The sequence below is a fragment of the Streptomyces gobiensis genome (assembly GCF_021216675.1).
Lineage (GTDB): Bacteria > Actinomycetota > Actinomycetes > Streptomycetales > Streptomycetaceae > Streptomyces > Streptomyces gobiensis.
Window position 1 is genome coordinate 4459823 of sequence record NZ_CP086120.1, and the last position, 24557, is coordinate 4484379.

The 24557-nt window shown below is 65.0% G+C and carries 25 protein-coding genes and 4 pseudogenes; 13 read left to right on the forward strand and 16 right to left on the reverse strand.

Annotated features, from left to right (window positions below; translation table 11 throughout):
- Positions 1–41 precede the first annotated feature (41 nt).
- Positions 42–557 carry a GNAT family N-acetyltransferase gene (locus test1122_RS20820; RefSeq protein WP_232270680.1) on the reverse strand — a complete coding sequence of 172 codons (516 nt, stop codon included), beginning with the start codon at positions 555–557 and terminating at the stop codon, positions 42–44.
- Between the two features lie 603 nt (positions 558–1160).
- Here test1122_RS20820 and test1122_RS20825 point away from each other — a divergent pair.
- Entirely contained in the window at positions 1161–1808 is a 648-nt protein-coding gene (locus test1122_RS20825) for a hypothetical protein (RefSeq protein ID WP_232270681.1), read from the forward strand.
- A 782-nt stretch (positions 1809–2590) separates the two neighbouring features.
- On the opposite strand, the gene test1122_RS20830 is transcribed toward test1122_RS20825, so the two are convergent.
- Complete coding sequence (locus test1122_RS20830) at positions 2591–4984, reverse strand: protein kinase domain-containing protein (RefSeq protein WP_232270682.1); 2394 nt, start codon at positions 4982–4984, stop codon at positions 2591–2593.
- Between the two features lie 143 nt (positions 4985–5127).
- A complete protein-coding gene (locus tag test1122_RS20835) occupies positions 5128–5703 on the reverse strand; it encodes a hypothetical protein (protein ID WP_232270683.1) in 576 nt (191 codons plus the stop codon).
- 195 nt (positions 5704–5898) lie between these two features.
- Here test1122_RS20835 and test1122_RS20840 point away from each other — a divergent pair, with 195 nt between their 5' ends.
- Entirely contained in the window at positions 5899–6276 is a 378-nt protein-coding gene (locus test1122_RS20840; RefSeq protein WP_232270684.1) for a hypothetical protein, read from the forward strand.
- A 78-nt stretch (positions 6277–6354) separates the two neighbouring features.
- Here the strand turns inward: test1122_RS20840 and test1122_RS20845 are convergent, their stop codons facing one another.
- The 6 genes from test1122_RS20845 to test1122_RS20870 form a co-directional block, all read right to left on the reverse strand.
- Entirely contained in the window at positions 6355–7941 is a 1587-nt protein-coding gene (locus test1122_RS20845; protein WP_338423558.1) for a polyamine aminopropyltransferase, read from the reverse strand.
- Positions 7942–7946: 5 nt separating this feature from the next.
- Positions 7947–8393 carry a DUF350 domain-containing protein gene (locus test1122_RS20850; RefSeq protein WP_232270685.1) on the reverse strand — a complete coding sequence of 149 codons (447 nt, stop codon included), beginning with the start codon at positions 8391–8393 and terminating at the stop codon, positions 7947–7949.
- 48 nt (positions 8394–8441) lie between these two features.
- Positions 8442–8864, reverse strand: coding sequence for a DUF4247 domain-containing protein (locus test1122_RS20855; RefSeq protein ID WP_232270686.1), 423 nt, complete (start codon positions 8862–8864; stop codon positions 8442–8444).
- Positions 8861–9361 carry a DUF2617 family protein gene (locus test1122_RS20860; protein WP_232270687.1) on the reverse strand — a complete coding sequence of 167 codons (501 nt, stop codon included), beginning with the start codon at positions 9359–9361 and terminating at the stop codon, positions 8861–8863. Before test1122_RS20860 ends, test1122_RS20855 begins: the two co-directional genes overlap by 4 nt.
- Complete coding sequence (locus tag test1122_RS20865) at positions 9358–9975, reverse strand: DUF4178 domain-containing protein (RefSeq protein ID WP_232270688.1); 618 nt, start codon at positions 9973–9975, stop codon at positions 9358–9360. The genes test1122_RS20860 and test1122_RS20865 overlap by 4 nt, the downstream gene beginning before the upstream one ends.
- 302 nt (positions 9976–10277) lie before the next feature.
- Positions 10278–10574: a GntR family transcriptional regulator gene (locus test1122_RS20870; RefSeq protein WP_232270689.1), complete on the reverse strand. Its 297-nt coding sequence runs from the start codon at positions 10572–10574 to the stop codon at positions 10278–10280.
- A gap of 146 nt (positions 10575–10720) precedes the next feature.
- On the opposite strand from test1122_RS20870, the gene test1122_RS20875 reads away from it, so the two are divergent.
- The 4 genes and pseudogenes from test1122_RS20875 (at position 10721) to test1122_RS20890 (ending at position 13529) form a co-directional block, all read left to right on the forward strand.
- Complete coding sequence (locus test1122_RS20875) at positions 10721–11071, forward strand: hypothetical protein (RefSeq protein ID WP_232270690.1); 351 nt, start codon at positions 10721–10723, stop codon at positions 11069–11071.
- Between the two features lie 188 nt (positions 11072–11259).
- Positions 11260–11514, forward strand: a complete 255-nt coding sequence (locus test1122_RS20880) for a hypothetical protein (RefSeq protein ID WP_232270691.1) — start codon at positions 11260–11262, stop codon at positions 11512–11514.
- A 248-nt stretch (positions 11515–11762) separates the two neighbouring features.
- Positions 11763–12316 (forward strand): annotated as a pseudogene (locus tag test1122_RS20885) (Uma2 family endonuclease).
- Between the two features lie 233 nt (positions 12317–12549).
- Positions 12550–13529, forward strand: a pseudogene (locus test1122_RS20890) (IS5 family transposase).
- 69 nt (positions 13530–13598) lie between these two features.
- Here the strand turns inward: test1122_RS20890 and test1122_RS20895 are convergent.
- Positions 13599–14846: an IS256 family transposase gene (locus test1122_RS20895; protein WP_232270692.1), complete on the reverse strand. Its 1248-nt coding sequence runs from the start codon at positions 14844–14846 to the stop codon at positions 13599–13601.
- Between the two features lie 300 nt (positions 14847–15146).
- Between test1122_RS20895 and test1122_RS20900 the strand changes: the two genes are divergently transcribed.
- From test1122_RS20900 to test1122_RS20915, 4 genes are read left to right on the forward strand one after another with little or no spacing between them, the layout of a single operon-like run.
- Complete coding sequence (locus test1122_RS20900) at positions 15147–15746, forward strand: EF-hand domain-containing protein (protein WP_232270693.1); 600 nt, start codon at positions 15147–15149, stop codon at positions 15744–15746.
- Between the two features lie 29 nt (positions 15747–15775).
- Positions 15776–16384, forward strand: coding sequence for an MPN domain-containing protein (locus test1122_RS20905; RefSeq protein WP_232270694.1), 609 nt, complete (start codon positions 15776–15778; stop codon positions 16382–16384).
- 15 nt (positions 16385–16399) lie between these two features.
- On the forward strand, positions 16400–16783 hold the full coding sequence (locus tag test1122_RS20910) for an SgcJ/EcaC family oxidoreductase (RefSeq protein ID WP_232270695.1): 384 nt from the start codon (positions 16400–16402) through the stop codon (positions 16781–16783).
- 11 nt (positions 16784–16794) lie between these two features.
- Positions 16795–17160 carry a VOC family protein gene (locus test1122_RS20915; RefSeq protein WP_232270696.1) on the forward strand — a complete coding sequence of 122 codons (366 nt, stop codon included), beginning with the start codon at positions 16795–16797 and terminating at the stop codon, positions 17158–17160.
- Positions 17161–17162: 2 nt separating this feature from the next.
- On the opposite strand, the pseudogene test1122_RS20920 reads toward test1122_RS20915, so the two are convergent.
- Positions 17163–17606 (reverse strand): annotated as a pseudogene (locus tag test1122_RS20920) (transposase); the annotation flags it as partial.
- A 100-nt stretch (positions 17607–17706) separates the two neighbouring features.
- Here test1122_RS20920 and test1122_RS20925 point away from each other — a divergent pair.
- Positions 17707–18192, forward strand: a complete 486-nt coding sequence (locus tag test1122_RS20925; protein ID WP_232270697.1) for an ATP-binding protein — start codon at positions 17707–17709, stop codon at positions 18190–18192.
- Positions 18193–18294: 102 nt separating this feature from the next.
- Here test1122_RS20925 and test1122_RS20930 read toward each other — a convergent pair whose 3' ends face one another.
- The gene (locus tag test1122_RS20930; protein ID WP_232270698.1) at positions 18295–18498 is read right to left on the reverse strand and encodes a cold-shock protein; all 204 of its coding nucleotides are present in this window, start codon (positions 18496–18498) and stop codon (positions 18295–18297) included.
- Positions 18499–18753: 255 nt separating this feature from the next.
- Between test1122_RS20930 and test1122_RS20935 the strand changes: the two genes are divergently transcribed.
- Positions 18754–20100 carry an erythromycin esterase family protein gene (locus test1122_RS20935; protein ID WP_232270699.1) on the forward strand — a complete coding sequence of 449 codons (1347 nt, stop codon included), beginning with the start codon at positions 18754–18756 and terminating at the stop codon, positions 20098–20100.
- 165 nt (positions 20101–20265) lie between these two features.
- On the forward strand, positions 20266–20499 hold the full coding sequence (locus test1122_RS20940) for a DUF397 domain-containing protein (RefSeq protein WP_232270700.1): 234 nt from the start codon (positions 20266–20268) through the stop codon (positions 20497–20499).
- A gap of 130 nt (positions 20500–20629) precedes the next feature.
- Here the strand turns inward: test1122_RS20940 and test1122_RS20945 are convergent, their stop codons facing one another.
- The 4 genes and pseudogenes from test1122_RS20945 to test1122_RS20955 all read right to left on the reverse strand — a co-directional run bounded on the left by test1122_RS20945 (position 20630) and on the right by test1122_RS20955 (position 24319).
- Entirely contained in the window at positions 20630–20962 is a 333-nt protein-coding gene (locus test1122_RS20945) for a hypothetical protein (protein WP_232270701.1), read from the reverse strand.
- Positions 20963–21037: 75 nt separating this feature from the next.
- On the reverse strand, positions 21038–21427 hold the full coding sequence (locus test1122_RS26920) for an SUKH-4 family immunity protein (RefSeq protein WP_479685736.1): 390 nt from the start codon (positions 21425–21427) through the stop codon (positions 21038–21040).
- A gap of 228 nt (positions 21428–21655) precedes the next feature.
- Positions 21656–21979, reverse strand: a pseudogene (locus test1122_RS26925) (nucleic acid/nucleotide deaminase domain-containing protein); the annotation flags it as partial.
- A gap of 51 nt (positions 21980–22030) precedes the next feature.
- A complete protein-coding gene (locus tag test1122_RS20955; RefSeq protein ID WP_232270703.1) occupies positions 22031–24319 on the reverse strand; it encodes an SUKH-4 family immunity protein in 2289 nt (762 codons plus the stop codon).
- Positions 24320–24557: the final 238 nt, after the last annotated feature.

Sequence of the window (24557 nt, forward strand, 5' to 3'; positions counted from 1 at the left end):
CGCCCCGGTCACAGCTCAGCGTTACGCCGTGAACCTTCCCATCAAGCGGGTGGAATCCGGCGGGCAGGAACCTCGAAGACGAGTTCGCGACCGTCCTCCTCATCCCACTGCTCTCCGACCTCAACGAAGCCGAAGCCCGAGATCGTGGCCAGGGATGCCACGTTGTCGGGGCTGATCGTCGCCCGCACAGTCAACACTGTGGTTTCGGCCGCTGCCCGGCGCAGCAACTCGATCAGCGCGGATCGGGCATATCCCTGACGACGGAAGTCGGGAACAACGGAGTAGCCGATCTCGACCATGCCGAACTCATCAGGCGGTCCGTGGAACCCGGCATGTCCGACGACAAGATCCTTGTCGCCGACGACCGCTTGTCGCACCATCCACCGCGCCTGGCCGGGATCGGCGGCCATCTGGTCGAGCCGGAACTGCCATAGCCACCGTGCTCTGTCGGTCACGAAGTACTCGGTCAGCGAAACCCCGGCCACCCTGCTGGCTTCGGACAGGTCACCATCGAGCAAAGCGGACATCGCCCCGCCGGACAGCTCGACAAAACGCACACACTTCGGGCTCCGCGTGAACGGTCCCCAGTAGTCGGCTTCATCTGTCCCTGCGGATGCTCGCCGACCAGCCCAAAGGGCGTCCAGCGATTTCGAAGCAGCCCAACAGCCACTCCGTGATGTCATCCACCACCACGACCCCACCCCGGTGAACCTTCCTGGCCACAGCACTAGGTGCCGTTGAATCTTCTTGAGGCGTTCTTTGACGGCCTTAGCCAGCTTGTCGACGTCGGTGGCGGCGAGGTTCCCGATGCTGCGTTTGAGCAGCGACCAGATGCCCTTCCTGCGGGTTGAGATCGGGAGCGTAGGAGGACATGGCTGACCGTCAGCCAGTCCGTGTTCGCGGCGATGAAGTACTTCGTCTGCAGCTCAGCGCGGTCCCGCAGAGGCGTTAAGGGCAGCTCCCGCCTGGCCTCCCGCCCGGCATTTCGGGCGCTGCCGGGACACCTTAGCCAGGCTGACCGCTGCTATGTATTGCTATGCCGAGGAGAACAGCATCCGCAACGCGGGATAGAGATGAGGGTGCTTCGGCGAGTGTGTTTATCTCCGTCAGGGCTAGGGGCGACTGGGAAACCAGGGTGCCGGTCGCTACGATGTCGCTTCATGTCCTCTCCAGACGTACCGTCGCCTTCGCCGGATGCTGCGGTCATATACATGGGCCGCCGCCATGTCCGCAACGGACTCATCGCCGCAGGTGTCATTGGGCTTCTGGTCGTCAATGGCGCATTCAGCACCATGGCCGGCACTACCGGTGAGGAGAATGCCCTTGGGCTATATCTGACAGTCATTGCCCTGCTCCTGGTCTTCGGCGGGCTCGGTGCATTCGGATTCGTGAGGATGTGGAAGGGCCGTAACAGGCGGGTGAGCGTCGATCACACGGGCTTGTGGTTCCACGACGGGAAGGCCGAGCAGGTCATCCCTTGGGGCACTATCGCCGGAGTCGGCCTGTATTCAAGCCCGTTTGGACGTGGCGGAAGGGTGTACTCCCTGGAGCTGTGCCCCAACGGCCGCATCGACCGCGACGATCCAGTGCTGTGGCCTCTGGTCCGTAACGAGGAGCCGCTGGATCCCTCGCTGCCCCGGCTGCGCCACCGGATCCGCTTGACCCTTGGCAGCCATGCTGAGGTCGCAGAGGCCGTTCAGCGTTACGTCCCCCAGCTTTGGCTGGGGGAGGATCAGCGCAGCCCCGGCCATATCGGCAAGCCCGACGTCGAGGGACACCGGGCACGCACTAGCGGCCGGACACCCTGAATCAGGCTGGCTGCGAGAACCCGCCGGAGCCCGTGACGGTTCTGTGACAGCAGGGCATTGAGGGCGCGTAAGGAGTCTGGGTAGGTTCAGGGGGCCAAGAGGCAGTTATCCACCACAACGGCAGCGCCTGTGCCCGAGGACCGGAGTCCCCAACCAGCTCGACGAGTCCGAGTTCATGGAACGTAGCGAAAGACCCGTCGCAGGGCCCGTGTACTTCGCAAGGCTCTTGAGCGGCTTGCGAGTGGGGACGCCGGGGACACTCTTCATGAAGTGGCGAAGGACGTCCTTGCTGGACGCATCGGCCCTGTCATGTCGGGGTGGGGCGCTGGGCTCTACTGTTCCGGCAGGTTGATTTGTTCATCGTGGCAGGCTCAGTCGCTGTTCAGGCGGGCAGTTGAAACGGGGCCGGGCGTCGGCGGCCGACGGCGACCTATTGGGTGGCGGGCGGAGAACAGCAGCAGGGGAAACTCTTTGGGACTCCCAGCGGCGAACGTGCCACCGTTGACGGTCCAGACCGATTGGGGAGCGGGCCCGGTGGGCTGGTAGCGCCTGCGGACGTCGGCGGCGGTGCTTCAGCGTCAGCCTTCGGCTGACGCTGAAGTTTTTTAGCGCAGACAGCAGCGCTGGAATGGGCGTCGACTCGGACCCGGCCCAGCGACAGTCGTGCCGCAGCCCCCGCACGGTCGCCGAACTCGTTCCGGTTAACGTCGCAGGACAGATTGCGTAGGAGGCCGCCGGTGCGATTCGACGGTCGGCCTGATGCCTCGCCTGGCTCGCTCTCGTCAGCGGACGTTCGTTTCGAAAGCCCGGATCATCGTCCTGTCGTCGTTGAGGTTCTTCCCGACAACGTAGAACTTGTACCCGTCAAATGCGTAGGACATGGTGCTGAGTGCAGTGAGCGAGTGCTTTGGCGTATAGAGTGTCCCGCGTACTTCCTCCTTGCCGTCCCGCAGCCCGATGGAGACCAGCTGTGGGTCCCGCGTGGTCGGGCTCCTTCTGATCGCGATCACTCCGTCCAGAGTGGATCCGAGAGCAACGGCTCCCTCCTTGTGCCACAGTATTTTTCCAGTCTTGAGGTCCGTCGCCGCCGTTCCGTCGCTGTCGCCATAGGCAGAGATGAGAACTTCCTCGTCTGAGAGGCCGTAGACGATGCGGCTGTCGAAGCGCAGGTTCGCCAAATCCCCCTTCAGCTGGAAGCTCTTGTTGAGCTTGCCGCTATCGGTGACGGTCTGCAGATAATAGTTGCTGGGGTCATTCATGTCCGCACCCCTGCCAATCATCAACAGCGTCAGCGGTCTATCCGACACAACCTGCACCACTTGGCGTTTCTCACCCGAGAACATCCGGTCCTTGGCGAGGAACAGGTCGCGGATGGTCATGTGGTACTTGGGTGAGATCCCGGTGCAGTCGCTGGTGAGCACCCCGTAGTCCGAACTCTGTGCCGCCTCGGTGTCACAGTCCCTCCCACGGGCAGCAACTGACCACAACTTTTTGCCTCCAGAGACAGCGAAGGCCGCGTAGGTGTCTCCGATGTGGGCCAGGACAAAGTCGTCCGCGACATCGACCTTAGGCTTGCTGGTCTTGCGCTGGCCTTTGAGGTTTTTCTTCCAGAGAGTCTCCCCATTGCCCGTGTCGAAGGCGACGAGGTAGGAGCAGTCGCCGCCGCCTATGTCAAAAACGGCTGCGCCAATCTCGTCCGAGTTCGGGTAGCGGGACATGGCGCAGGGCTTGCTGGTCCCCTCCGGCTTCTCCACCGTCCAGACCTCCTTGCCCGACTCTGCGTCGTAGGCACGGATGCCGTTCTCATCGCCGTAGATCGGATGACGGTGATCGGCCCAGAAAGTCCGGAGACTGTGATCCTCCGATACATGCAGCTCCGAGTCGGGTATCTCTTTTTCCCACAGCATCTTGAGTGCATCGGCGGGCTTGGCGTCAGCGGAAGCGTTGGCGGATCTTTTCTTGATGACGTAGTAGGCGGCCGCACCGCCGCCGCCCAGCACCAGGACTGCTACCAGAGAGAGGACGACTGCGATGGCGGTGGTCGATTTGCCATTCCGCCCGGGAGAGGGCTGCCCCGGCATATACGGGCCCGGAAGCTGCATTGGGGGGCTTGCCAGCGGTTGCATGGGCGGCATGCCGAATGGGGGCCCGACAGGCGTGGATCCGCCCGGCGGGGTGGGGGCGGTGCTGGGCTGCGTGGCCAGTCCGGGCTGGGAATGGGGGAAGGCGGACGGCGGACCGAATCCTTGGGGAGCTTGCGGGGGCTGCGCTGGGCTGCCGTCGGGTGGGGTGTCGAGGTCGAGAAGGCGGGAGGCGTGGGTGGCGATGGTGGAGGCGACGCCGCCGGGCAGCCAGTCGGCGAAGGCGTCGTCCAGGCCGTTGGGTTCCAGATCCCTGACTATCGCCTCCGGCGTGGGCCGGGCCTCCGGCCGCTTGGCCAGACATGCGCTGATGAGCGCGGCCAACGATGCGGGGACGCCGGTGAGATCGGGCTCTTCGTGGACTACCTGATAGAGCATCGTTGCTGGGGCACCCTCGCCGAAGGCGCTGCGTCCGGTCGCGGCGAAGGCCAGTACCGCGCCGAGCGAGAAGATGTCGCCAGCCTGGCTGACCTGGCGACCCATGGCCTGCTCGGGTGACATGAAGCCGGGGGAGCCGACCACCACCCCGGTTTGAGTCATGCGGTTGCCCTCCACCGCTCGGGCGATCCCGAAGTCGATCACCCGGGGTCCATCCGCCGCCATCAGCACGTTCGACGGCTTCAGATCACGGTGGATGAGGTCGACGGCGTGGATGTCGAGCAGAGCGGCGGAGAGTCCGGCACCCAGCGCACGCACCGTCTTCTCCGGAAGTGGCCCGTGCCGATCGAGAACGTCGCTGAGGGAGGGACCAGTGACGTACTGGGTTGCCAGCCACGGCAGAGCTGCCTCCGTGTCGGCATCGACAACGGGGGCTGTGTAGCGGCCAGATACGGCCCGCGCGATTTCGACTTCCTGGCGGAATCTGCTGCGGAAATCGTGATCCTCGGCGAGGTCTGACCGAACGACCTTGACCGCGACCGTTCGGCCACCGGGAGAGCGTGCCAAGTACACTCGGCCCATCCCACCTGCCCCGAGTCGCCCGAGAATGCGATAGCTGCCAAGACTCTGCGGATCGCCCGGCTGCAGCGGCTCCATTGGGGTTTGCCCTCCCGTTTTCCCACAATCGCACAGCGTTCAGTCGCCACGCGCAACTAACCATACGATCAAGCGATTTCACCGGTGCGGGCCGTCCCCATTGGCAGCACCGGCCCGCAGTCAGGGCGGGGCGGCTCGGCCGTTCAGTAGGTCCGACTACGGGTACGTTTCAGGTGGCCCTTGCGGTCCGGGACGCCGATATGGCCTGACTCACGCTGTGATTCGCCAAGCCAGAGCTGGGGGACGTACTGCTGGACTGCCGCCACTACAGGCCGGTACGTGGCGGCAGTGAGGGGGAGTCGGTAGCGCAGACGCGGGAGAGTCGGGTGCGGGGGCTCTTCGTCGCGGACCAGGCCCCACAGAACCGGGTCGTCGCGGTCGATCGGGCCGTTAGGGCAGAGCTCTAGGGAGTACAGCTTCGACCTGCGCCCGAACTCGCTCCAGTAGAGTCCGACTCCAGCGAGGGTGTGCCAGGAGATGACGTTCTGAGCTGTTCCGTTATGGAACCAGAGGCCGGTGTGGTCGATGCTGACCATGATGCGGCGGCCCTTCCAGATCGGAATGAGGAAGAAGACGCCGAGGGCCCCTAGAGCCAGCATCACGATGAGCCCTACGTACCCCCCTGCGGTGGACTCACCCTGTTGGTTCCCGGTGGAGACCAGGACGGTGCCGGCCACGCCAAGGATGCCGACAGCTATGAGGAAAACGGAACAGGACATACCAGCGACCGCATTGCGGCGGCCAGTTCGTATGACCGTGGCGTTGGGGGAGGGAGCGTGAGGTGGCAGCATCGAGAGTGAGCCTAGCGAATGCGCCCCTGGGGCTCGGACGCGCTCCCCCTCAGGCCGCAGCGGCTGCGGCCAGTGCTTGGCCGCCGTCCTAGCCTTGGGCGGCGGTAAGTACGCTCCCGTGCCATGGCTATGAATGGTGGCGAACAGACCTGGGGCCAAGGAGGCGAGGGCGCGCCTGCCCACCCGGGTACGGACGAGCTGCGGGCAGGTTTCCAGGGGCAGCCGAATCCGGCACTCGCGAAGGAGCGGGCACAGCAGGCACGGTGGGCACGGGTGGCGCGGATGGTGCCGGCGGTGCTGGTAGCGCTGATGTGCGTGTCCGGAGTTGCTTCCCGGCTGAAGAGTGTTGCGGATACAGGAGGTTGGACCATCGCCTACGGCGTAGGCCTCGGCTGCGCTGGACTGGGCGTGGAGCTGGCACGGCGCGGCCGTACCCGCTGGTCCTACCTGGCGACGATGTTGGGCGCCATGGCCATGGCGACCGGGAAGATCTTGCCCTGACAGCAGCACTGGGCTTGTTTCCGTTTGCCAGATTCCGCAGAAGAGGTTGCGGCCCTGCTTGGCGCCCACCCAAGGAAGTTAGTAGGTTTCCCACTCTTCGCGGTTGTACTGGAGCACTACCGGATGCATCAGTGTGTTGGGCTGCACCCTTTGTTGCTCCGCGCGGCGGTCGAGTGGGAAGACCGTGGCGGCCCCTAGCACCTGCTCGTCGAGGAAGCGCAGCTCTGGTGTATCGGGGGCGAGGCGGAGCGGTTGGGCTTGGGTGCTTGGGCCCGGATCTGGTTTGGCCGGTCTGGCGTGGATGAAGCCCCAGTTGCCGAAGCTGGGGACGTCGATGTTGTAAGGGGTTGTCGTGAAGCCCGCTTCACGGATGCTTGCCTCGATTGACCAGTAGGTCTTGGGGGCGAAGAACGGTGATCCGCCTTGCACCACCATGCGGCCGTCCGGGGACAAAACGCGGGAGAGCATGCTGTAGAACTCGACTGAGTACAGCTTCGCTGTGGCATCGCTGTCGGGGTCCGGGAAGTCAATCACCACGGTATCGAACGACCGGGACGTGGTCCGCAGCCAGTTGAACGCGTCTTCGTTGACTACGGTGACCCGTTGGTCCGCCAGCGCGTCACCGTTGAGGTTTCGCAGTGGGCCGTAGGACTGGGCCAGTTCTGTGATGGCCGGGTCGAGGTCGACCAGGGTGACCTCCTCGACATCGTCGTACCGCAGGACCTCGCGCGCCGCGAGGCCGTCGCCGCCACCCAGGATGAGAACCGATGAATGCTTACCGCGCATCGCCGGGTGTACCAGGGCTTCGTGGTAGCGGTATTCGTCGATGGACGAGAACTGAAGGTCGCCGTTCAGGAACAGCCGCATGTCCGCTGCCCCGTTGAAGGCTGCGGCCTCGGTGATGACGATTTCCTGGTACCGGGTGCGTTCCGCGTGCACGATCGGATCCCGGTAGAGCTGCTGGCGGGCGGTGAGCTCCAAGTCGTCGGCGAAGGCGTACGCGCCGCTGAGCACGACCAGTACGGCCGCTGTTCCGGCCAGCAGTCCGCCTTGAATAACCCTTCGGGTTTGGTGCCGGAAGATCCACAGCACCACCACGACTCCGGCGAGGACGTTCACCACGCCCACCACCATCGCTCCCTTGAGCTGCCCGAACACCGGGAGCAGCAGCAGCGGGAAGCAGAGCCCGCCGATCAGCGCGCCGAGGTAGTCCACGGCGAACATGTCCGCCACCGCGCCACCCGCCTCCTGGCGCCGGATCCGCTGCAGCATCGTCATCAGCAGGGGAATCTCGGCGCCGATCAGGGAGCCCACGGCAAACGCGATGACGACCAGTGCGGAGGTGTAGATCTGCAGCCAGGCGAAGGCCGCGTACAGCAGCAGCACCGATAGCCCGCCGATCAGCGCCAGCAGGCCCTCGACTACGGCGAACGCGCCGACCGCGCGCCGCCGCAGTGGCTTGGCCGCCAGCGACCCCACCCCCATGGCGAAGACCATGACCGACAGCACGATCGACGTCTGCACGATCGTGTTCCCGATGAGATAGCTGCCCAGCGCCACCAGCGCCAGTTCGTACACCAAGCCGCAGGCCGCGCAGAGGAAGACCGAAAGCAGCAGCAGGAAACGTGACAGCCGCCGCTGAGGTATGGGGAATTGAGAGGCCATCTGGCTCAGGACAGCGCGGCAGCGACCATGACCGCCGTGCCGATGTACATCGCGCCCTGTACCCAGGCGGCCGGGTGGGGGCGCGCGTCCTGGTCCTCCAGCACCATGGCGCCCATCTTGCCGGGAGTGATGATGCCGACGACCGCGAAGACCGTCGTCATCAGCAGCACACCGGCGAGCCCGTATACCAGCGTGCTGAACAGGCCGTAACCGAGCCCCTGTTCGGACTCGCTGGCCCAGATCGCCCCGGCGATGACGATGCCCACACCGAGCATCTGACCGCTCAGCACGATCGCCGCTCCCTTATTCCGCTCACTCCACACCACCTCGGTGAGCTTGCCGGGGGTCACGAGGTCAAGGGCGAAGTAACCCGCCGCCATGACGGCGAAGCCCACCAGGCCGTACAGCAGGGCCGACCCGGCCGCCGTAAAGATGTCTGCCATGTCTGCCATGTTTGTCACGGCTCCTTTCCACGGTTCCACGGTGAAGGTGGCTATTGGCTACTTGCCGGAGCCCGGCCCGCCGCCGCGGAAGCCGCCTCCGCTGTTGTTGGAGGACGGCCACTGGCGGCCTACATCGGATCGCCAGCGCTGATAGCCGCGGCTGTACGACTCGATCTCGATCCTGCTGCCGGTCCCTTGAAGGCTTACGTGAGGGCTCACCGCCACGATGTCGTCGCGGTATCGGAGGAAGACCTTTCCGCCGCGCGAGATACGGTCGCGCGCTTTGCTATGGCTGTTGATCGCATCAGCGACGCTGTACGGCGGCTGGTTGTCAGCGCGGTATTCCCGGAAGCCGCTGCTCGGGTATTTCTTGGAGATCCAGTCCCGGGGCACTGAGTTGTAGCTGTTCCCGCAGGCCGTTACGAGAAGCGCGGCGAGTGCCGGCGCCACCAGTAGCCTGGTCTTCCTGATCGCGTTCATCGCGTCTCTATCGCTTCCAGTCGGCTGTGCGTTGCCACGATCTGGCGGGTCTGCGGATAGGTGTGCCAGGTCCGCCAGGCGATACCCGTGTCCTGCTGTACGGCGAGCGCGGTGAGCGCGTCCGGGGAGCCGGGAAAGACGCCGCACAGCGCGTCGGATCGGCCCGCTGTCCGCTGACGTATCTGGGTGGCCCGTTCGGTGAACTCCTGCGGCGCGTACTGGTGGATACGGGCGGTGAACTGGTACGCCCAGTCGCCGATTTCCTCGGCTACGGAGGAGGGCAGCTGTCCCGTTACGCCGGGGAGGCAGGCTACGGTTTCCCGTATCGGCCCCGCGAACACCTGGTGCGAGGCTCCCAGCAGTCTGAGCTCAAGGGTGAGTCCAGCGATCTCGACCTCGGTGACCGCTAGCGCTTCCTGCGTGGGCAGGCCGAGGGCGAAGGAGAGTTGGTCGGCGCTGGTGTCGAGATAGGGAGCGGCCAGCGGTATCGGGCTCACGCTCCGCCACCCGGGTAGATCGTCAGCGTGCCGGTCGGGACGCGTTCGCCGAGCGACGCTTCCCAGGTGCCCTCGCCTTGTGCGCCGAGGAAGCGCTCGAAGGCCAGGCTGCGGCCTGCGGGGCCATCGAAGTCGGCGTACTCCATCCGGCCGTTCTCCCCGAGCCCGGTGGTGCCTTCCGAACGGTACGAAGCGGTCCCGTGCTCGGTGCGCTGGTAAGTGATGCCGTCCACAGTGATGGTGCGCTGACTCGGCTGCAGCTCCGGCCCCTTGTACGCGGTCCACATGATGACCTCAAGGTCCGGGTCCTCCTCCACGGAGATCCAGCGGCGCCCTTCATCGGTGCCGTCCATGGCGTCCACGAAGTGCTCGGACCAGGTGAACCCGCCCTCGCTGAGCCGCAGCGAGCCCCGTACGAACAGCCGCTCGCCGAGGTACTCGACCACTTCTCCGGCCTTGAGCTGACGCGGATCACCGGCGGTTGTGTTGCTCGCGCTGAAAGGGTCCTGCGGTGCCGTAGATGTCGGCTGAGGTGGCTTCCGTCGCGCGCGCAGAAGTGCGGCGATCGCGATGGCCAGAGCGAGAACAGTGATGATAGCCAGCAGTACAACCAAGGCCGCGCCCCCCGTTTTTGCATACGTACCTACCGCGTCAGGCGCGGCTGAGTATGGCACAGGGCTTGGCACTTCCCTCATACTGGCCCGCGACTGCGGCAGCCCGCAGATAACGACGGGGGTGAGTTGGCCGCTGACCTGACGACTGCGCTGCGTTGTGGCGGCGCTGGCGGCCCCGACGGCATGGGAGCCGGCTCTCTTCTGGCGCCTTGGGTGAACGCTAGCCCCGGAGCGGCTTCGACCGGTCCGGTACTGGCCGCTGGCTGTTGAGAGCTGACAGCGTGGCGACGCTCAACGGGCGACTACGCGTTGTCGCCATCGGTGGTCTCCTCGGAAGCCTTGTTCGGCTGCCGTTCTGAGACGAAGGTTCCGCGCTGCGGCACCACGAAGAGGACGCCCTCATCGACGAGCAGCGCAATGGCGCGGCGAACCGTCGTACGCGCCAGCCCGTATTGCTGGACAAGGCGGGCCTCGGAGGCGATAGCGCGATTCGCCTGCCAGTCACCACGCTCGATGCGTGCCTTCAGGATGGCCGCCAGCTGACGGTACGGCGTCACTGGGCCGTCGTAGTCGATTTCGTCATCAGGGCCGAATTCCATGCACCGACGCTAGAAGTACATCGACCAGTCGGCATCTTGAGATATGTAGCGATACGTATCGCTACCAGCTACAGTGAGGCAGCAAGAACCCCCGCAGCGGGTGCGACCGCCCGGGGGCCTGGCCAACGCTGAGTAGGAGCATCGACATGTCTGAGGCTATCTGCCTCCTCTACCTCTGGTTCAAGATGCTGTTCAGTTCCGGCAGCGGCAGCCACCGCAGCCGGTCCGGTAGTCGACCCCGCGCGGTGGTGCCGGCGCCACGTACCCCGCTCGTCCGGACCGCCGCATGCCCGGCTTCGCCGCCTCTGCGACGCGCCACCCGGTTGCCGTACGGGCGTCATATGGAGCCGCTGGACGGCGACGCCGTCGCGATGGTGCGCCCGTACGTCGTGGTGCAGGAGCAGGAGGATCGGCGGCGGGCTCTGGAGCTCGCCTTGGACGGTGTTGATGTGCCGGAGTCGGTGTGGGTTCACGGCGTGCAGGTGGGCATGGCATGAGTGCTGATCACCCAACAGGCACCGGCACTGCACCGGCCACAGATCCTACGGTCGACCCCATGCCGCAGTTCTGCGATCGCTGTGACCGGTCCACTATCCATCCGGTCAGGGTTCGAGAGGTCCACGCGGCCAGCGGCCCGGGCTATGTCGTGTACGCGTGCCCTTCGTGCGCCCCGTATTACCCGCCCGTGCCTGATGCGCTGGAGATCCTGGATGCGGCTGCGCAGCGGCGGAAGGAGGAAGGAGGGGGAGTAGCGGTGGGTGGGGACAAACCACCAGCAGTGGCCCGGCTCGCTCAGTCCAAGTGGGCCGGGTGGCTCGACCACACGGCCGACTGCCCGCGATGCCGCGCCGACATCCGTGGCTGCCCCCGTGGCCGGACTCTCTACCAGGCGTGGAAGGCGGCACGTACGGTCTCCGGGGAGGAAGAGACCACGGCGTAGCCCCCTGCGGCCTGATGCCCTCGGGGCCGCTGCCCGTCCACCCGGCGGGCAGCGGCCCTGCTCCTCCGTGATGGCCGTCGGCTCCATAACGGGGGCCTTCCGGGCCCTGTCGTTAGGGCGTGTGCCCTCATGCCGCATGCCTGCAAAGTTCGCGGAACGGTACGGTGTGCCTGTTACGTCCAGGAGGCGCGAGCATCCGGCAGCCGCGACGCAGCCGCTACCAGCATCCAGAAGGAAGGGAGCCCGCGTTGAGTGCCGCGTCCGACTACGCCGACAGCGTCAGTCCCGAGCACGCACTCAAATACGCGGTGCAGCACATCGTCGGCGACCGCTTCGAGATCATCGAGGGGACGATCCGGCCCATGCCGCTGACCTGGGCCACGAAACCACCGCTGAGCGGATCCGGCGCCAGCTCCTTCCCACAGCGGAGAAGCTGGACTGCATCATCGGATCGGGAAACCTGGATCTTCCTGACTCCCCGAACTGGTACGTGCCTGACCTGGCGGTTGTTCCTGCTGACATTGCCCAGACGGAGGGGGCCCTGCTGCCCGACCAAACACTCCTGGTCGTAGAGATCACCTCACCGTCGAACGCTGACACCGACAGGATCGTCAAACGCCGTCGCTACGCCGAGTACGGCGCCCCCCTCTACCTCCTCATCGACCGACAAGAGCACGCGGCGACTCTCTTTGCGGAACCCGGCCAGCTCGGTTACACCCGCACCACCGGACCCCTGACGTTCGGCACTCCCATCGCGCTCCCCGACCCCTTTTGCATCGACCTGGACACCAGCGGCCTCTGATCCCCGCTCGCTAAGAGACGCCTCCTGAGTCGGCCAAGCCCGGATTCGTCGCACTCTTTGTGCGCGGATGCCGGTGTGGCCGGGACCGACCGCGTCGGTGGCGCCCGTATGTGCAGGTCGGCGCGGCATTACGTCGATCCGGTGCCATCCTTGCTACTAGGGCCTGTATGTCGTTGTGATCAATTGGTTGGTTTCGTCCTCTGGGTGCGGTGAAGCGGGGTAGGACTGGAGGCGTGACGCGTAGGCAACTTAGCGATGATCAGTGGGAGTTCATCGAGCCGTACCTGCCGATCGGTGAGTACGGCCCCTATCCCGAACGGCTGCGGGAGCAGTTCGAGGGTGTGATCTGGCGGTTCCGCTCCAGTGCCCAGTGGCGCGAGATGCCTGCCGGGTTCGGCCCCTGGGCGACCGTTTACGGGCGCTTTCGCATCTGGCGGGACGCCGGCGTCTTCTCCGCTCTGCTGGAGGGCCTGATCGCTGAGGCAGCCCGCTCGGGAAGAACGGACTTGTCGCTGGCCAGCGTGGATTCCACGACGGTCCGCGCGCATCACGACGCCGCCGGGATGCGCGTGGACGAGGACCTCATGGAGGCCCTGGAAGAGGCTGCGCGTGAGCAGGAGGAGGCCCGGAAAAAGGGGGCGGCCCGGAGGAACAGAACGGACAAGCGGAGCAACGACGGGTCCGGCAGCGGTACCGGCTCCGTTTGAAGGAAGCCCTGCTCGGCAGGTCCCGGGGCGGGCTGACCAGCAAAGTCCACCTGGTCGCGGACCGCAGATGCCGTCCCCTTGCGTTCGTCCTGACCGCGGGGCAGGCCGCGGACAGTCCGCAGTTCATCCCCGTGCTCGAGAAGGTACGGATCCGTCTCCCCGTCGGCCGCCCTCGCACCAGACCCGGCGCGGTCGCCGCGGACAAGGCCTACTCGTCCCGCGGAAACCGCTCCTACCTGCACAAACGAAAGATCAAGGCCGTCATCCCGGAGAAGAAGGACCAGGCCGCCCACCGCAAGAAGAAAGGCACACGCGGCGGCCGGCCTCTCAGCCACGACGCCGATCTCTACAAGGAACGCAACACCGTCGAGCGCCTGATCAACAAGCTGAAAGCCTGGCGAGGCATCGCCACCCGATACGACAAGACACCCGAGAGCTACCTTGCCGGCCTCCACCTCCGCGCCTCAATGATCTGGATCGACGACCTCCTGAAGGTCGCCGACTGATCACAACTTCACCCAGGCCCTAGGCGCAGGGGGACTGTCAAACGAACGGTGTAACTGGGGTTGTTGAGGTTACTGGCGGGCTGCTGAGAGGCGGCCGTCGAAGGTGATGTCGAAGGCGTTCAGGGCGGTCTTCCAGCGGCTGGTCCAGCGCGCCTGGCCCTTGCCGGTCGGGTCGAGGGACATGATCGCCATGTAGACGCACTTCAGTGCGGCCTGCTCGTTGGGGAAGTGGCCGCGGGCCTTGACCGCCCGGCGGATACGGGCGTTGACCGACTCGATCGCGTTGGTCGTGCAGATGATCCGGCGGATCTCGGTGTCGAACCGCAGGAACGGGGTGAACTCCTCCCACGCGTTCTCCCACAACCTGACGATCGCCGGATACTTCTTCCCCCACACCTCGGCAAACTCGGCAAAGCGGTCCAGCGCGGCCTCCTCGGTCGGTGCGGTGTAGACGGGCTTGAGGACTTTGGCAATCTTGTCCCAGTCCTGGCGGGCGGCATAGCGGAAGGAGTTCCGCATCAGGTGCACGACACACGTCTGGACGATCGTGGCCGGCCAGACCGTCCCGACCGCGTCGGGCAGGCCCTTCAGCCCGTCGCAGACGAGCATGAGGACATCGCTCACGCCGCGGTTCTTGATCTCGGTGAGGATGTGCAGCCAGTGCTTGGCACCCTCGCCGCCGTCGCCGGCCCACAGCCCGAGGATCTCGCGGCGGCCCTCGGTGGTAACCGCAAGCGCGACGTAGACGGGACGGTTCGCTACCGCACCATCGCGGATCTTCACGTGGATGGCATCAATGAAGATCACGGGATAGACCGGGTCGAGGGGACGGTTCTGCCATTCCGCCATGCCCTCCAGGACCTTGTCGGTGATCGTGGAGATGGTCTGGCGGGAGACGTCGGCACCATAAATCTCGGCGAGGTGGGCCTGGACCTCACCGGTCGTCAGGCCCTTCGCAGCGAGCGAGATGACCATCTCGTCGACCCCGGACAGGCGCCTTTGCCGTTTGCGCACGATCTTCGGCTCGAACGAGCCGTCGCGGTCCCGCGGGACGGCTATCTCCACCGGCCCGACGTCGGTCAGCACCGTCTTGGAACGGGTGCCGTTACGGCTGTTGCCGGTGACCTCGCCCTCCAGGGCGGACTCCAGCAGCCGCTTGGTCAGCTGCTGCAGCAGCCCACCCTCGCCGGTCAGCTGCAGGCCCGCGGTCTGAGCCCGGCCCACCAACTCGTCAATCAACTGCTGGTCCACGGACTTTGACTGCTGCGGCTCAGCCGCCTCGACTGTCTCGGACTCGGTCACGTTGTCGCTGGTCATCGGTGCATCTTCCTTGATCAGGAGTTACACCGTTCTTTTTACAGACCCGGCGCAGGGCGGACCGGCCCGTTTGAAGGCTCCGGAGGCCGCATTGGAGGGCTCGACGGTTGCCGAGTGGGCCCTGCTGGAACCCCTCTTGCCGGTCCCGGCCTGCCAGACCAAGAGTGTGGGATGTAAATAGTATTATCGCTCTTATTGGGAATCTCGGTCATAACGTTTTATGGAATGCGTGGGGTGGGGAGGTTAGGCCTCGACGAACTCGCTACAAGGCGGTGTATCAAAGGGGAGTTGGATCCACGTATGGCGAATCCTCAGGATGTCGGCGACCTGCTCGAGCGGAAGATCGATGTGTGCTTCGGTCACGTGGACGTGGACGGCGACGGGGTGTTCGAGGAAGCGGACGTCATGGCGCTGGCGGCGCGGATGATCGCGTACCAGAACGTCCCGTTCGACGCGCCGGAGGCGCAGGCACTGTTCCGCAGCTTCCAGGAGTTCGTGCGGAGCATCGCCCGGGAGCTCGACCTGACCAGTGGGCAAATCAGCCCGGAGCAGTGGCGCAAGGGCATGATCGGCACGTTCGGTGAGAACCCGCCGCTGTTCGACAAGGTGTTCCGGCCGCTGGCGGCGGCCATCTGGCGCCTGTGTGACCGTGACGGCGACGGGAGGGTCGACGCCGAGGAATTTCTCTGTTTCCAGAAGGCGGTCGGCAGCTCTCCGGAGAACCGGCAGATCGCTTTCGAGCGGCTCGACCTGAACGGCGACGGGTCGCTGTCGGTCGAGGAAATCCTGTCCGCATACAAGGACTACTACACCAGCCGGGACCCGCAGGCCCCCGGTAACTGGCTGTACGGGGATGTCTGGGACGCCGAGATCTGGGACGGGACCAAGGTCAAACTCTGACAGCCGAGGGGCGCAAGGGGGGAATATCCATGGTTCGGGCGTTCGAAGCTGAACTCCTCCGGTGTACGACCGCGGTCCTGAGTCACAGAACGCTCGAACCATTCCTCGATGCGGCTTTCACGGCCTACGACGCGTGCACACCCAGCGAACCACCGTCGTGCTTCGCGATCCTGGTCGGCACGCTCGACAAGGATCGGGCCGTCGTACGCAGAGTCGAGCTTGCCTGCAGCGTCCGCTCCACGGACCACGTGGCGGTGCAGGAGTTCGCGGCGGAGATCGTGCCGCGGTTCGGGGCGGCGTACGACAACATCCACCGCGGGTTCTGGTGCGACTCGAAAGACCTGCTGCAAATCTACCGGCGTGCCGACGAGCAGGGGCTGGACATCATCGGCTCCATCCACCTGCATCCCGACTGGCACCGCCTGGGCCCGCCCGGCGAGCAGGGGCTGCGCATCAGCGAGGCACCCACCCCCATGGACGCCTACATGTTCGGCGCCACGCACTGGCCGCTCAACATGATCTGCTACGTCGAGCGGGTGGACCAGCTCCTGTGCTACACGCTCGGCGCATGGGGCCCGCCCGACGGCACTCAGACGGCGCTCTGCCCGCCGCTTCACATCCAGTTCTGCACCAACTGACCAGAGAGACGACGTGTGAGCGACGAGGAAATCCGTACGGTCTTCGCCGCGATGGCGGCCGCCTGGGCACGATCCGACGCGAAGGAATTCGCACAGGCATTCACCGAAGACGCCGACTTTACATCCGTGCGCGGCGACCACGTCTACGGCAGTGCACAGATCGCCCTGGCGCACGCACGGCTCTTCACCACCCAGTACGCCGACACCCGGCTCGAGCCGACCGTCCGACGCATCAGCCGGCCCAGACCGGACATCGTCATCGCCCACGTGGACAACAGGCTGCTGCGCGCGGACGGAACCGCTACCCACATGCACGCACAAGCGGTCCTGGAAAACCGCCCCGAGGGCTGGAAGATCCTGTCCTTCCTCAACATGGTCCCGCTGCCCGCTCAAAGCTGAGGAGAATCGGCATGCCCAGGCCCAGACTGCGCCACCTGGCGCTCTACGCCCGCCACCCGGACAAGCTCGCGAAGTTCTACCAGGAACACTTCGCCATGGAAGTCATCCACAGCGACCCGGACGGCAACCACTTCCTCAGCGACGGCTACCTCACTCTCGCCCTGCTCAAGCACCAGATGGCAGGCGAGGCCCCCCTGGGCATGAACCACTTCGGCTTCCAGATCGACGACCTGCACGCCACCTGCACCGCCCTGGCCCACGCGGACGTCGAAGAACCCGAACGCCGCGCGACGCTGCGCCCGTTCGCTGAATACCGTGCCACCGACCCCGAAGGCAACTGGTTCGACCTCTCCGAACACGGCTACGGGGTCCCATAACGGCTGCGCCGCTGGTCTCCGAGACGGTTCCTCCGGGCCGCCCCCTTTTTCCGGGCCTCCTCCTGCTCACGCGCAGCCTCTTCCAGGGCCTCCATGAGGTCCTCGTCCACGCGCATCCCGGCGGCGTCGTGATGCGCGCGGACCGTCGTGGAATCCACGCTGGCCAGCGACAAGTCCGTTCTTCCCGAGCGGGCTGCCTCAGCGATCAGGCCCTCCAGCAGAGCGGAGAAGACGCCGGCGTCCCGCCAGATGCGAAAGCGCCCGTAAACGGTCGCCCAGGGGCCGAACCCGGCAGGCATCTCGCGCCACTGGGCACTGGAGCGGAACCGCCAGATCACACCCTCGAACTGCTCCCGCAGCCGTTCGGGATAGGGGCCGTACTCACCGATCGGCAGGTACGGCTCGATGAACTCCCACTGATCATCGCTAAGTTGCCTACGCGTCACGCCTCCAGTCCTACCCCGCTTCACCGCACCCAGAGGACGAAACCAACCAATTGATCACAACGGCATACAGGCCCTAGGAGCTGAGGAGGGAGGTATCGCAGTGCCGCCGAACAGGGGACTCGATGTGGCCGTGCTCGTTGGGCTGCAGGCCTCCGGAAAGACGACCTTCTACGAGCAGTGCCTCTCCGGCCATTACACGCTGGTCAGCAAGGACCTGTTTCCCCGTTCCGCGCGCAACAAGCAGCAGCGGCAAATGCGGCTGGTGGAAGAGGCGCTGACGGCCGGAAGATCGGTGGCGGTCGACAACACCAATCCGTCGCCGGAGGAGTGGGACCCACTGGTGGCCCTGATCCATGCCCACGATGCGACTGTGACGGCGTACTGGTTTCCACCTGATGTCACGGGCTCCTTGCAGCGCAACGCCCCACGGGAGGGACGGGACCAGGTCCCCGACGTCGCGATCTTCGCCACGCTCAATCGGCTGCGTGAGCCCTCATTCTCTGACGGGTTTGACACCGTGCTGGAGGTGCGATTCGACGGCCAGGGCGGATTCGAGGTGCGGCAGCTCCCACACGAACGCGACTGAACGGACGTACGGCGGTGGCGTGCCCGATTCAGTCGCATGCCAGATCACTGGCCGCCGCGCGAACCCAGCCCTCCTCCTGGCGCCCCCGCCGTCGATGTCCGGTCAGGCCGGTGTGACGTTTTCGGCCTGCGGTCCCTTCGGTCCCTGTGTGACGTCGAACTGGACCTTCTGACCCTCATGGAGCTCCCGGTATCCGGTGCTGGCGATGGCCGAGTAATGGACGAACACGTCCGGCCCGCCCTCGTCCTGTGCGATGAAGCCGAAGCCCTTCTCCGGGTTGAACCACTTCACAGTGCCCGTAGCCATGTCGATCTCTCTCTATAGGGACAGGAGTGAATCCCGCCTTGTGCGTGTGCGATGTGATCGTCACGGGTTCTCGGGGGCCATGGAAGGCAGACACGCCCATTTTCTCTCATCGAGGTGAGGATTTCGAGTGACGGCGGCGCGCGCATCGGAGAGCGGAGCACGGGTACTCAGGCACTGGCTGATCACAACCGGACCAGCCTTGGGAAGAGTGGGTCGGGCGCCGGGGAAGCTACGGAGGACGCGAGGAGGAGTGGCATGACTCCCTCCCTGCCAGGCAGGCAACCGCAGATCGCCCAGATTCGCGAGGCCGCTCTTCCTTTGGTCGACGGGGAGTCGTTGAATCCGTTGCTGGCACGGATCGGCGACGCCCGGTACGTGCTGCTGGGCGATGCCTCCCACGGTACTGCCGAGTACTACCGGTGGCGCGAGATCCTGACCCGTCGGCTGATCGAAGAGAAGGACTTCTCCTTCGTCGCCGTGGAGGGCGACTGGCCGGACTGCCACGCATTGCACTGCTCCGTGACGGCAGCCCCCGGGGCTCCCGAGGACCCGGCCGATGTGCTGGATGACTTCGACCGCTGGCCGACATGGATGTGGGCCAACACCGACGTCGCCCGCTTCAGCCGCTGGCTTCGCCAGCACAACGCCGACCTGCCGCCCCATCGGCGGGTCGGGTTCTTCGGCCTGGACGTGTACAGCTTGTGGGAGTCGCTGCAAGCAGTACGCCACTACCTGGCCAAGCACCACCCGGACGCGGTGGAGCACGCCCTGGAGGCCTACCGCTGTTTCGAACCGTACGCGGAAGACCCGCAGTCCTACGCGCTGGCCACCGAGCTCGTACCGTCCGGCTGTGAGCCGGAGGTACTCGCACTGCTTGTGCAACTGCGGAGCAGGGCCAAGGAGGCGGCCGCGGCCGACGCCAGCCTGGACGAGTTCGCCGCACGGCAGAACGCGGAGGTGCTGGTGGGCGCCGAGCGTTACTACCGGGCGATGCTGCACGGCGGACCGGAGTCGTGGAACATCCGCGACCATCACATGGCCGACACCCTGGACCGGCTCATGGACTATTACGGGCCACACGCCAAAGCGGTGGTGTGGGAGCACAACACCCACATCGGGGACGCCCGCGCCACCGACATGGCGGCAGCCGGCATGGTCAACGTCGGTCAGCTGGTACGTGAGCGCCACGCCGCCGACGGCGTCGTCCTGCTCGGCTTCGGTTCGTATGAAGGCACCGTGATCGCCTCCGACCGCTGGGGAGGCCGAGCCCGTGCCATGCCTGTGCCCCCAGCCCGTGAGGGCAGCGTCGAGGACCTGCTGCACCATGCGATGCCCGACGGCGCCGGGCTGTTCCTCTTCCCTCCCGCCCAGCAAGTACCGTCGGCCGAGGGCAGGCCCGGCTGGCTCCAGGAGGAACGCGACCACCGTGCGATCGGGGTGGTCTATCGCCCGGGGCGCGAGAAGTGGGGCAACTACGTGGCCACCATCCTGGGCGAACGTTACGACGCCTTCTGCTTCCTGGACCGCACCCATGCCCTGACACCGCTCCCCACCGGCCCGGGCGACACCGGCGAGGCGGAGACCTGGCCCAGCGGTGTGTAGCACCGCCATCGCAACACCGCCACCGGACGGCGGCTCCGAGTAACCCGGAGGAGAAGATGGCGCCTACGTTCGCCGCAGGGTGAGAGGTCAACGAACAATCGATTGCCTCACACCAGCGGAGGTACGGTGGTTCACCACCCGACCAGTCGAAGGGACCAGCCGCTGATGGCGACCGAACGCGAGAAAGAAGAGCTCTACGCCATGGACATCTCGGGTGTCGAGTGGCTAAGCGCGCCGGACAGCCCCGCAGAGGAGCGGGTTGAGATCGCGCACCTGCCTGGTGGTGCCATCGCCATGCGGAACTCTTCCGACCCCGACACCGTGCTCCGCTACACCGCGGCGGAGTGGGAGGCCTTTGTCCTCGGGGCGCGGGACGGGGAGTTCGACCTCAAGAGCTGATAGTCCGCAGAGACGAAGCCGGGCCTGCTCGCCCCCGTGAGGGTGAGCAGGCCCGTGCTGTCCGTGTGCCGTTGCGGGCATGGTGTGCGGTTGTTTCCGCTGTCGATCGGAATGTGCTGTGCCATCAGCTCTACTCGGCACTGGGCCGGTACATCTTGCGGTAGAGGGCGATGGCGGCCTGCGGGGGGCGGTGGGGGAGCGTTCGGATCTCGCCGTCTTCTTTGGAAACCACTACACATGTGCCGCCGGGATTTCCCATGGGGCGGCGTCGGTCGCTGGGGCTGGCCGGGGGATGGGGGAAGCTGGCGTACACCAGATATCCAACATCAAACTCGAGGACATTAAGTGGTGCGGGAGTGCCGTCCGGCCAGATGGGCGCAAACTGCGTACGGGCGGCCTGCAGCGCTTCCTCGGCGTTCGCAGGAATTCGCTGGCGCTTGCCTTCGGGTTGGGATTCCGGCATCGTGATTCCTTGGGGTCGTCGGGCTGCTGTATCTGCTGGGTACGGGTCGTGATCCCGTGGCTCGGTCACGCACTCTCAGAGCAGGCCGTCCCACATTTGCTCGATAATCACTGACCACCAATGGTCTTCATCCGCTAGAGCATACGGGTCGTAGGTGGCCAGCTCAGCTTGAAAGCGTGCTGTTTGCTGTGCGGCGTCGGCAGGGTTCAATCCGCGACGATTATGCCAGTCCCGCGCGAGCAGCGTCAGGCAGCTGGCAAATGACCGTACGTCGGAATTGACGAAGCAGAAGCTTCTAGAACCCGGTTCGACCGCCCATACTTGTCCTGTTGCTTCTTGTACAGAGATTTGTCTTCCGAAATCACTGCCGATCGGCACGTATCCGCTGGCAGGGGTATTGGCGATGTCCTGGCTCAGGGATCGAAAGAAAGGAAGGAAGGACCTTGGGAGCCAAGTGTCGGACATCAGTGACTGACTACTGGGAGGCAGGTGCACGGTGAGGGCAGAGTCAGCGTTGCATAGTTTAACTCCACCCTCATCGAAGATAGCGGTCAACTCACTACGAAGTTCCGGGCCATCCTTCGGCGGGCGTCTTACGACCTCAGGAGGAGCAGGCAGAGGAATGCGCTTCGGTAGAGGGGGAAGCGACCTTCCTTGGCGTTGATCCATCTCGCGTGAATGCTTCAGTACTGCGGTAACTCCCTTTCGGCGAGATGCTGCCCCCCCTCGGTAATCGGCAGTGTGTGAAACCTTGGCTTGGGGCCAGGAACGGAGTACCAGCGATGCGCAGTATCCGCCGGGTACAGCACAGACTTCCAACTCGGTGTACAGTTCAAGAACGTTCTGAGCAGCCACGCCAAGCTGCTCGAGGCGAGCGTGTAGTTGCCACTCCGGGTGAGGAAGCCCGGGGGCACTGTGAGCCAGCTGTGTTGCCTCCTTGCCATCCGGCCCGAGGAAACGGACGGCGGCTGCATACCCAGGCCCTGGGTAGAGTTCGGTGTTCCTCTGATCTTCCACGCTGTTCTCCAAATCGACCCGTCGAATCGCACCTCCATCGCACTGGAGGGGTCACTCCAGAAGCCAGGTGGTCTCGTCTGCGAGAAGCTGTCGCCAAAAGCTCACGGAGTGCCCGCCATCGACGGCTTCAGGATCAACTGACTTCATCAGCCGTTGCATATTAACGGTGAACTCGCGGAGTTCGCCGTGGTCGCGACTGGTAGCGAACGCCGAAGCCCAGTAGGCGATCACAAGGCTGCGTAGAAATCGGTCGAGTGAACTATTGACCAATGTTTCTTCAGTCGGGCTGGCGATCACTACTCGACCACTTGCACGGTCGATGCACAAGAAGGTTTCCGCGCTGCCTTGGATTGGTTTGCCAACCACGATCAGGTTGGAGTTGGTCGTGAAGCGGCCAATACTCTGTGCAGCGTAACTCTCAAGAGCTGGGAGGGAGGGTACGAAATCCCTTAGACAAGTGAACCAGCTAGTGGCCTCTGGCAAGCCAACCTCCGTCAGGAGCCTAGCCACTTCCGGGAGATGAGCGATGCTGGTGGCGGCCTCCGGGCGGGTTGTCACGCGGGGCCCCGCGAGGCGCCAGAGCAGGTCGAGCGCCCCCACGGAAAGCGGTGCCTGCGACAGCCACTCCGGCTGGAACATCCACGGTGATTGCTCCACGGCCTTACGGTCCGCAGCTAGCCGTCGGTTTCTCGGCCCACCAGCAACCTCGAACAGTGCGACGCCGCCATGGCCAGCAAGGACGAAACGGTTGCCGGGCAGGCTTCGAACCTCGGCCATGTACTGGGTGGCGGATACCATCCACTCAACCGGTCGATCGGTCATCTCGTCGGTGGTCCGGACGAAGACATCTGAATTGATGGAGTCTTCATCGATCCAGACGCTCCAGGGGGCTTCCTGGTCATCCCATTCGTCGTCTGGTTCGCCCTGGAAGGCAGCACCTACCGGATTTCCAGTCGCCAGTGACCACCATCGGTATTGTCTGTCAATCCAACCCTCAAGGCACACTTGTTCGTCCCCGTTGCTTGTGCGGGTTGCGATCAGATCCACCGGCCCCGGCCAGTGCGGGGAGATTTGTTCGGTTGTCATCACGCCAAGCGGCCGTAGTGAGGCCCACAATGTGCGCCATGGAAGGCGTAGCCCGCAGCCATCCAGCCAGCTGGCCAAGGGCTCGTCCTGACAAACAGTCGCGCAGAGCTGCAATCGTGCGGCGCGTTCGGCCAAGTTGCGCTCTGGACGCCGATGGTAGGAACGACGTTCCTCCCACAGCGCGGCGCGGCGGCGCTTGTCCGCAGTGGAGTCGACCGGGCCAGCGGTTCTCAGTGCTTCGTCCAACGTCTCGGGGTCCGTCAGCAATGCTCTGGAAGGTGCGGCCAGCCATTCGTCGAGAAGGGCAGCCTTAGCGGAGTGAGCTACGCCGAAGTGGAGAGCATAGTGAGTCTCTTCTGTAACGACTGCCCCCGAGACCGCTGCCACATCCTGCTCGGGTACGAGAGGTTGAAGTGCCTGTGCCATCCGGGCGTCTACCTCTGCCCCCAGCGTTGCAGCCGCAGCGCGTGCCAAGCCTCCGTCTCGCAGCTTCCAGTGGGGCACAGTTCCCGTGCGCCCCTGAATGTCTGAACGTTCAACGAAAGCAGCGGCCAGACCGGCTGCTGCCTGCAACTGCCTAGCCGTAATCTCTTCCTCGAGAAGCAAGCTGGCGGTCGATTGCCAAATTTTCTCGGGCACACCGTGAGGACCTTCGGCCGCAACCAACGGGGCGAGCAGCGACCGTAGACGAGGAGCTGCTGCCCCGGCGGATGCGGTGAAGAAGTTCCAGGCGCTGGGTAGGTCTTCCGGAAGCTCGCCCCCGGTTTCGACATCCCAGAGTTGGGGGCGTGCACGGAGCGTCAACGCTACCGTTTCCGCCAGCAGGAAATTTGGCCAGGCGCGTTGTGCCACGGCTCGGGCGGTCTCCCGCGCTATACGGATCTCGCCGCCCGCGTATAGGCCACCACGTACAGTCAGGAGTGTGCAGAGCCAGTTCTCGAAATCTTCAATGCGAGGGGCGTAGCTGTCAGAGTCCAGGTCAACGAGGGACCCAGTGGGTAGCCCTGCGGACCGCACCAACTCGTTTGCGGAGTCGCGCGGCAGGTCGACGAGTAGACGCACCGGAGGGTAATCCAAAGAAACGGAGTCCTCAGAAAGACGTCGAGCTTTCGCCAGCGGTTTCAACACCAGATTGAGCAATTGGTGGGGAACGGGGCTCTGCCGCAGTCGTCCGGAACCATCGATATTCAACACCGCGATGACCAGGGGGCGACCTAGCTGCTTGGCTGCCCTCGCCAGAGCTGTCGCACTCATACTCCGAACAGCGCCACCGCTTGCGGTGCTTGTCTGAGCGGTGACCTGTTCGGCTACCTCCTCCGCCGTGCAACCTTGAGCATCTACAACGACATCGAACGCTCCACTTCGGGGCAGTGGCTGACCATCTGGGGCCCCAACGAAGCCACGAGCATCCGGGTCGGCTCCCAGCACCGCCCAGCTAGTGACCCACGTCTTGCCACTGCCAGCAGCCCCTGTTACCACCCGCGCGACGTCG

Coding starts and splice junctions, on each gene's coding strand:
- test1122_RS20900 (WP_232270693.1), top strand. CDS start 15,147: ATGGCGAATCCTCAGGATGTCGGCGACCTGCTCGAGCGGAAGATCGAT.
- test1122_RS20845 (WP_338423558.1), bottom strand. CDS start 7,941: ATGGCCTCTCAATTCCCCATACCTCAGCGGCGGCTGTCACGTTTCCTG.
- test1122_RS20840 (WP_232270684.1), top strand. CDS start 5,899: ATGGCTATGAATGGTGGCGAACAGACCTGGGGCCAAGGAGGCGAGGGC.
- test1122_RS20895 (WP_232270692.1), bottom strand. CDS start 14,846: ATGACCAGCGACAACGTGACCGAGTCCGAGACAGTCGAGGCGGCTGAG.
- test1122_RS20835 (WP_232270683.1), bottom strand. CDS start 5,703: ATGTCCTGTTCCGTTTTCCTCATAGCTGTCGGCATCCTTGGCGTGGCC.
- test1122_RS20870 (WP_232270689.1), bottom strand. CDS start 10,574: ATGGAATTCGGCCCTGATGACGAAATCGACTACGACGGCCCAGTGACG.
- test1122_RS20905 (WP_232270694.1), top strand. CDS start 15,776: ATGGTTCGGGCGTTCGAAGCTGAACTCCTCCGGTGTACGACCGCGGTC.
- test1122_RS20915 (WP_232270696.1), top strand. CDS start 16,795: ATGCCCAGGCCCAGACTGCGCCACCTGGCGCTCTACGCCCGCCACCCG.
- test1122_RS20945 (WP_232270701.1), bottom strand. CDS start 20,962: ATGCCGGAATCCCAACCCGAAGGCAAGCGCCAGCGAATTCCTGCGAAC.
- test1122_RS20940 (WP_232270700.1), top strand. CDS start 20,266: ATGGCGACCGAACGCGAGAAAGAAGAGCTCTACGCCATGGACATCTCG.
- test1122_RS20850 (WP_232270685.1), bottom strand. CDS start 8,393: ATGGCAGACATGGCAGACATCTTTACGGCGGCCGGGTCGGCCCTGCTG.
- test1122_RS26920 (WP_479685736.1), bottom strand. CDS start 21,427: ATGTCCGACACTTGGCTCCCAAGGTCCTTCCTTCCTTTCTTTCGATCC.
- test1122_RS20825 (WP_232270681.1), top strand. CDS start 1,161: ATGTCCTCTCCAGACGTACCGTCGCCTTCGCCGGATGCTGCGGTCATA.
- test1122_RS20830 (WP_232270682.1), bottom strand. CDS start 4,984: ATGGAGCCGCTGCAGCCGGGCGATCCGCAGAGTCTTGGCAGCTATCGC.
- test1122_RS20875 (WP_232270690.1), top strand. CDS start 10,721: ATGTCTGAGGCTATCTGCCTCCTCTACCTCTGGTTCAAGATGCTGTTC.
- test1122_RS20935 (WP_232270699.1), top strand. CDS start 18,754: ATGACTCCCTCCCTGCCAGGCAGGCAACCGCAGATCGCCCAGATTCGC.
- test1122_RS20855 (WP_232270686.1), bottom strand. CDS start 8,864: ATGAACGCGATCAGGAAGACCAGGCTACTGGTGGCGCCGGCACTCGCC.
- test1122_RS20930 (WP_232270698.1), bottom strand. CDS start 18,498: ATGGCTACGGGCACTGTGAAGTGGTTCAACCCGGAGAAGGGCTTCGGC.
- test1122_RS20955 (WP_232270703.1), bottom strand. CDS start 24,319: ATGAGTGCGACAGCTCTGGCGAGGGCAGCCAAGCAGCTAGGTCGCCCC.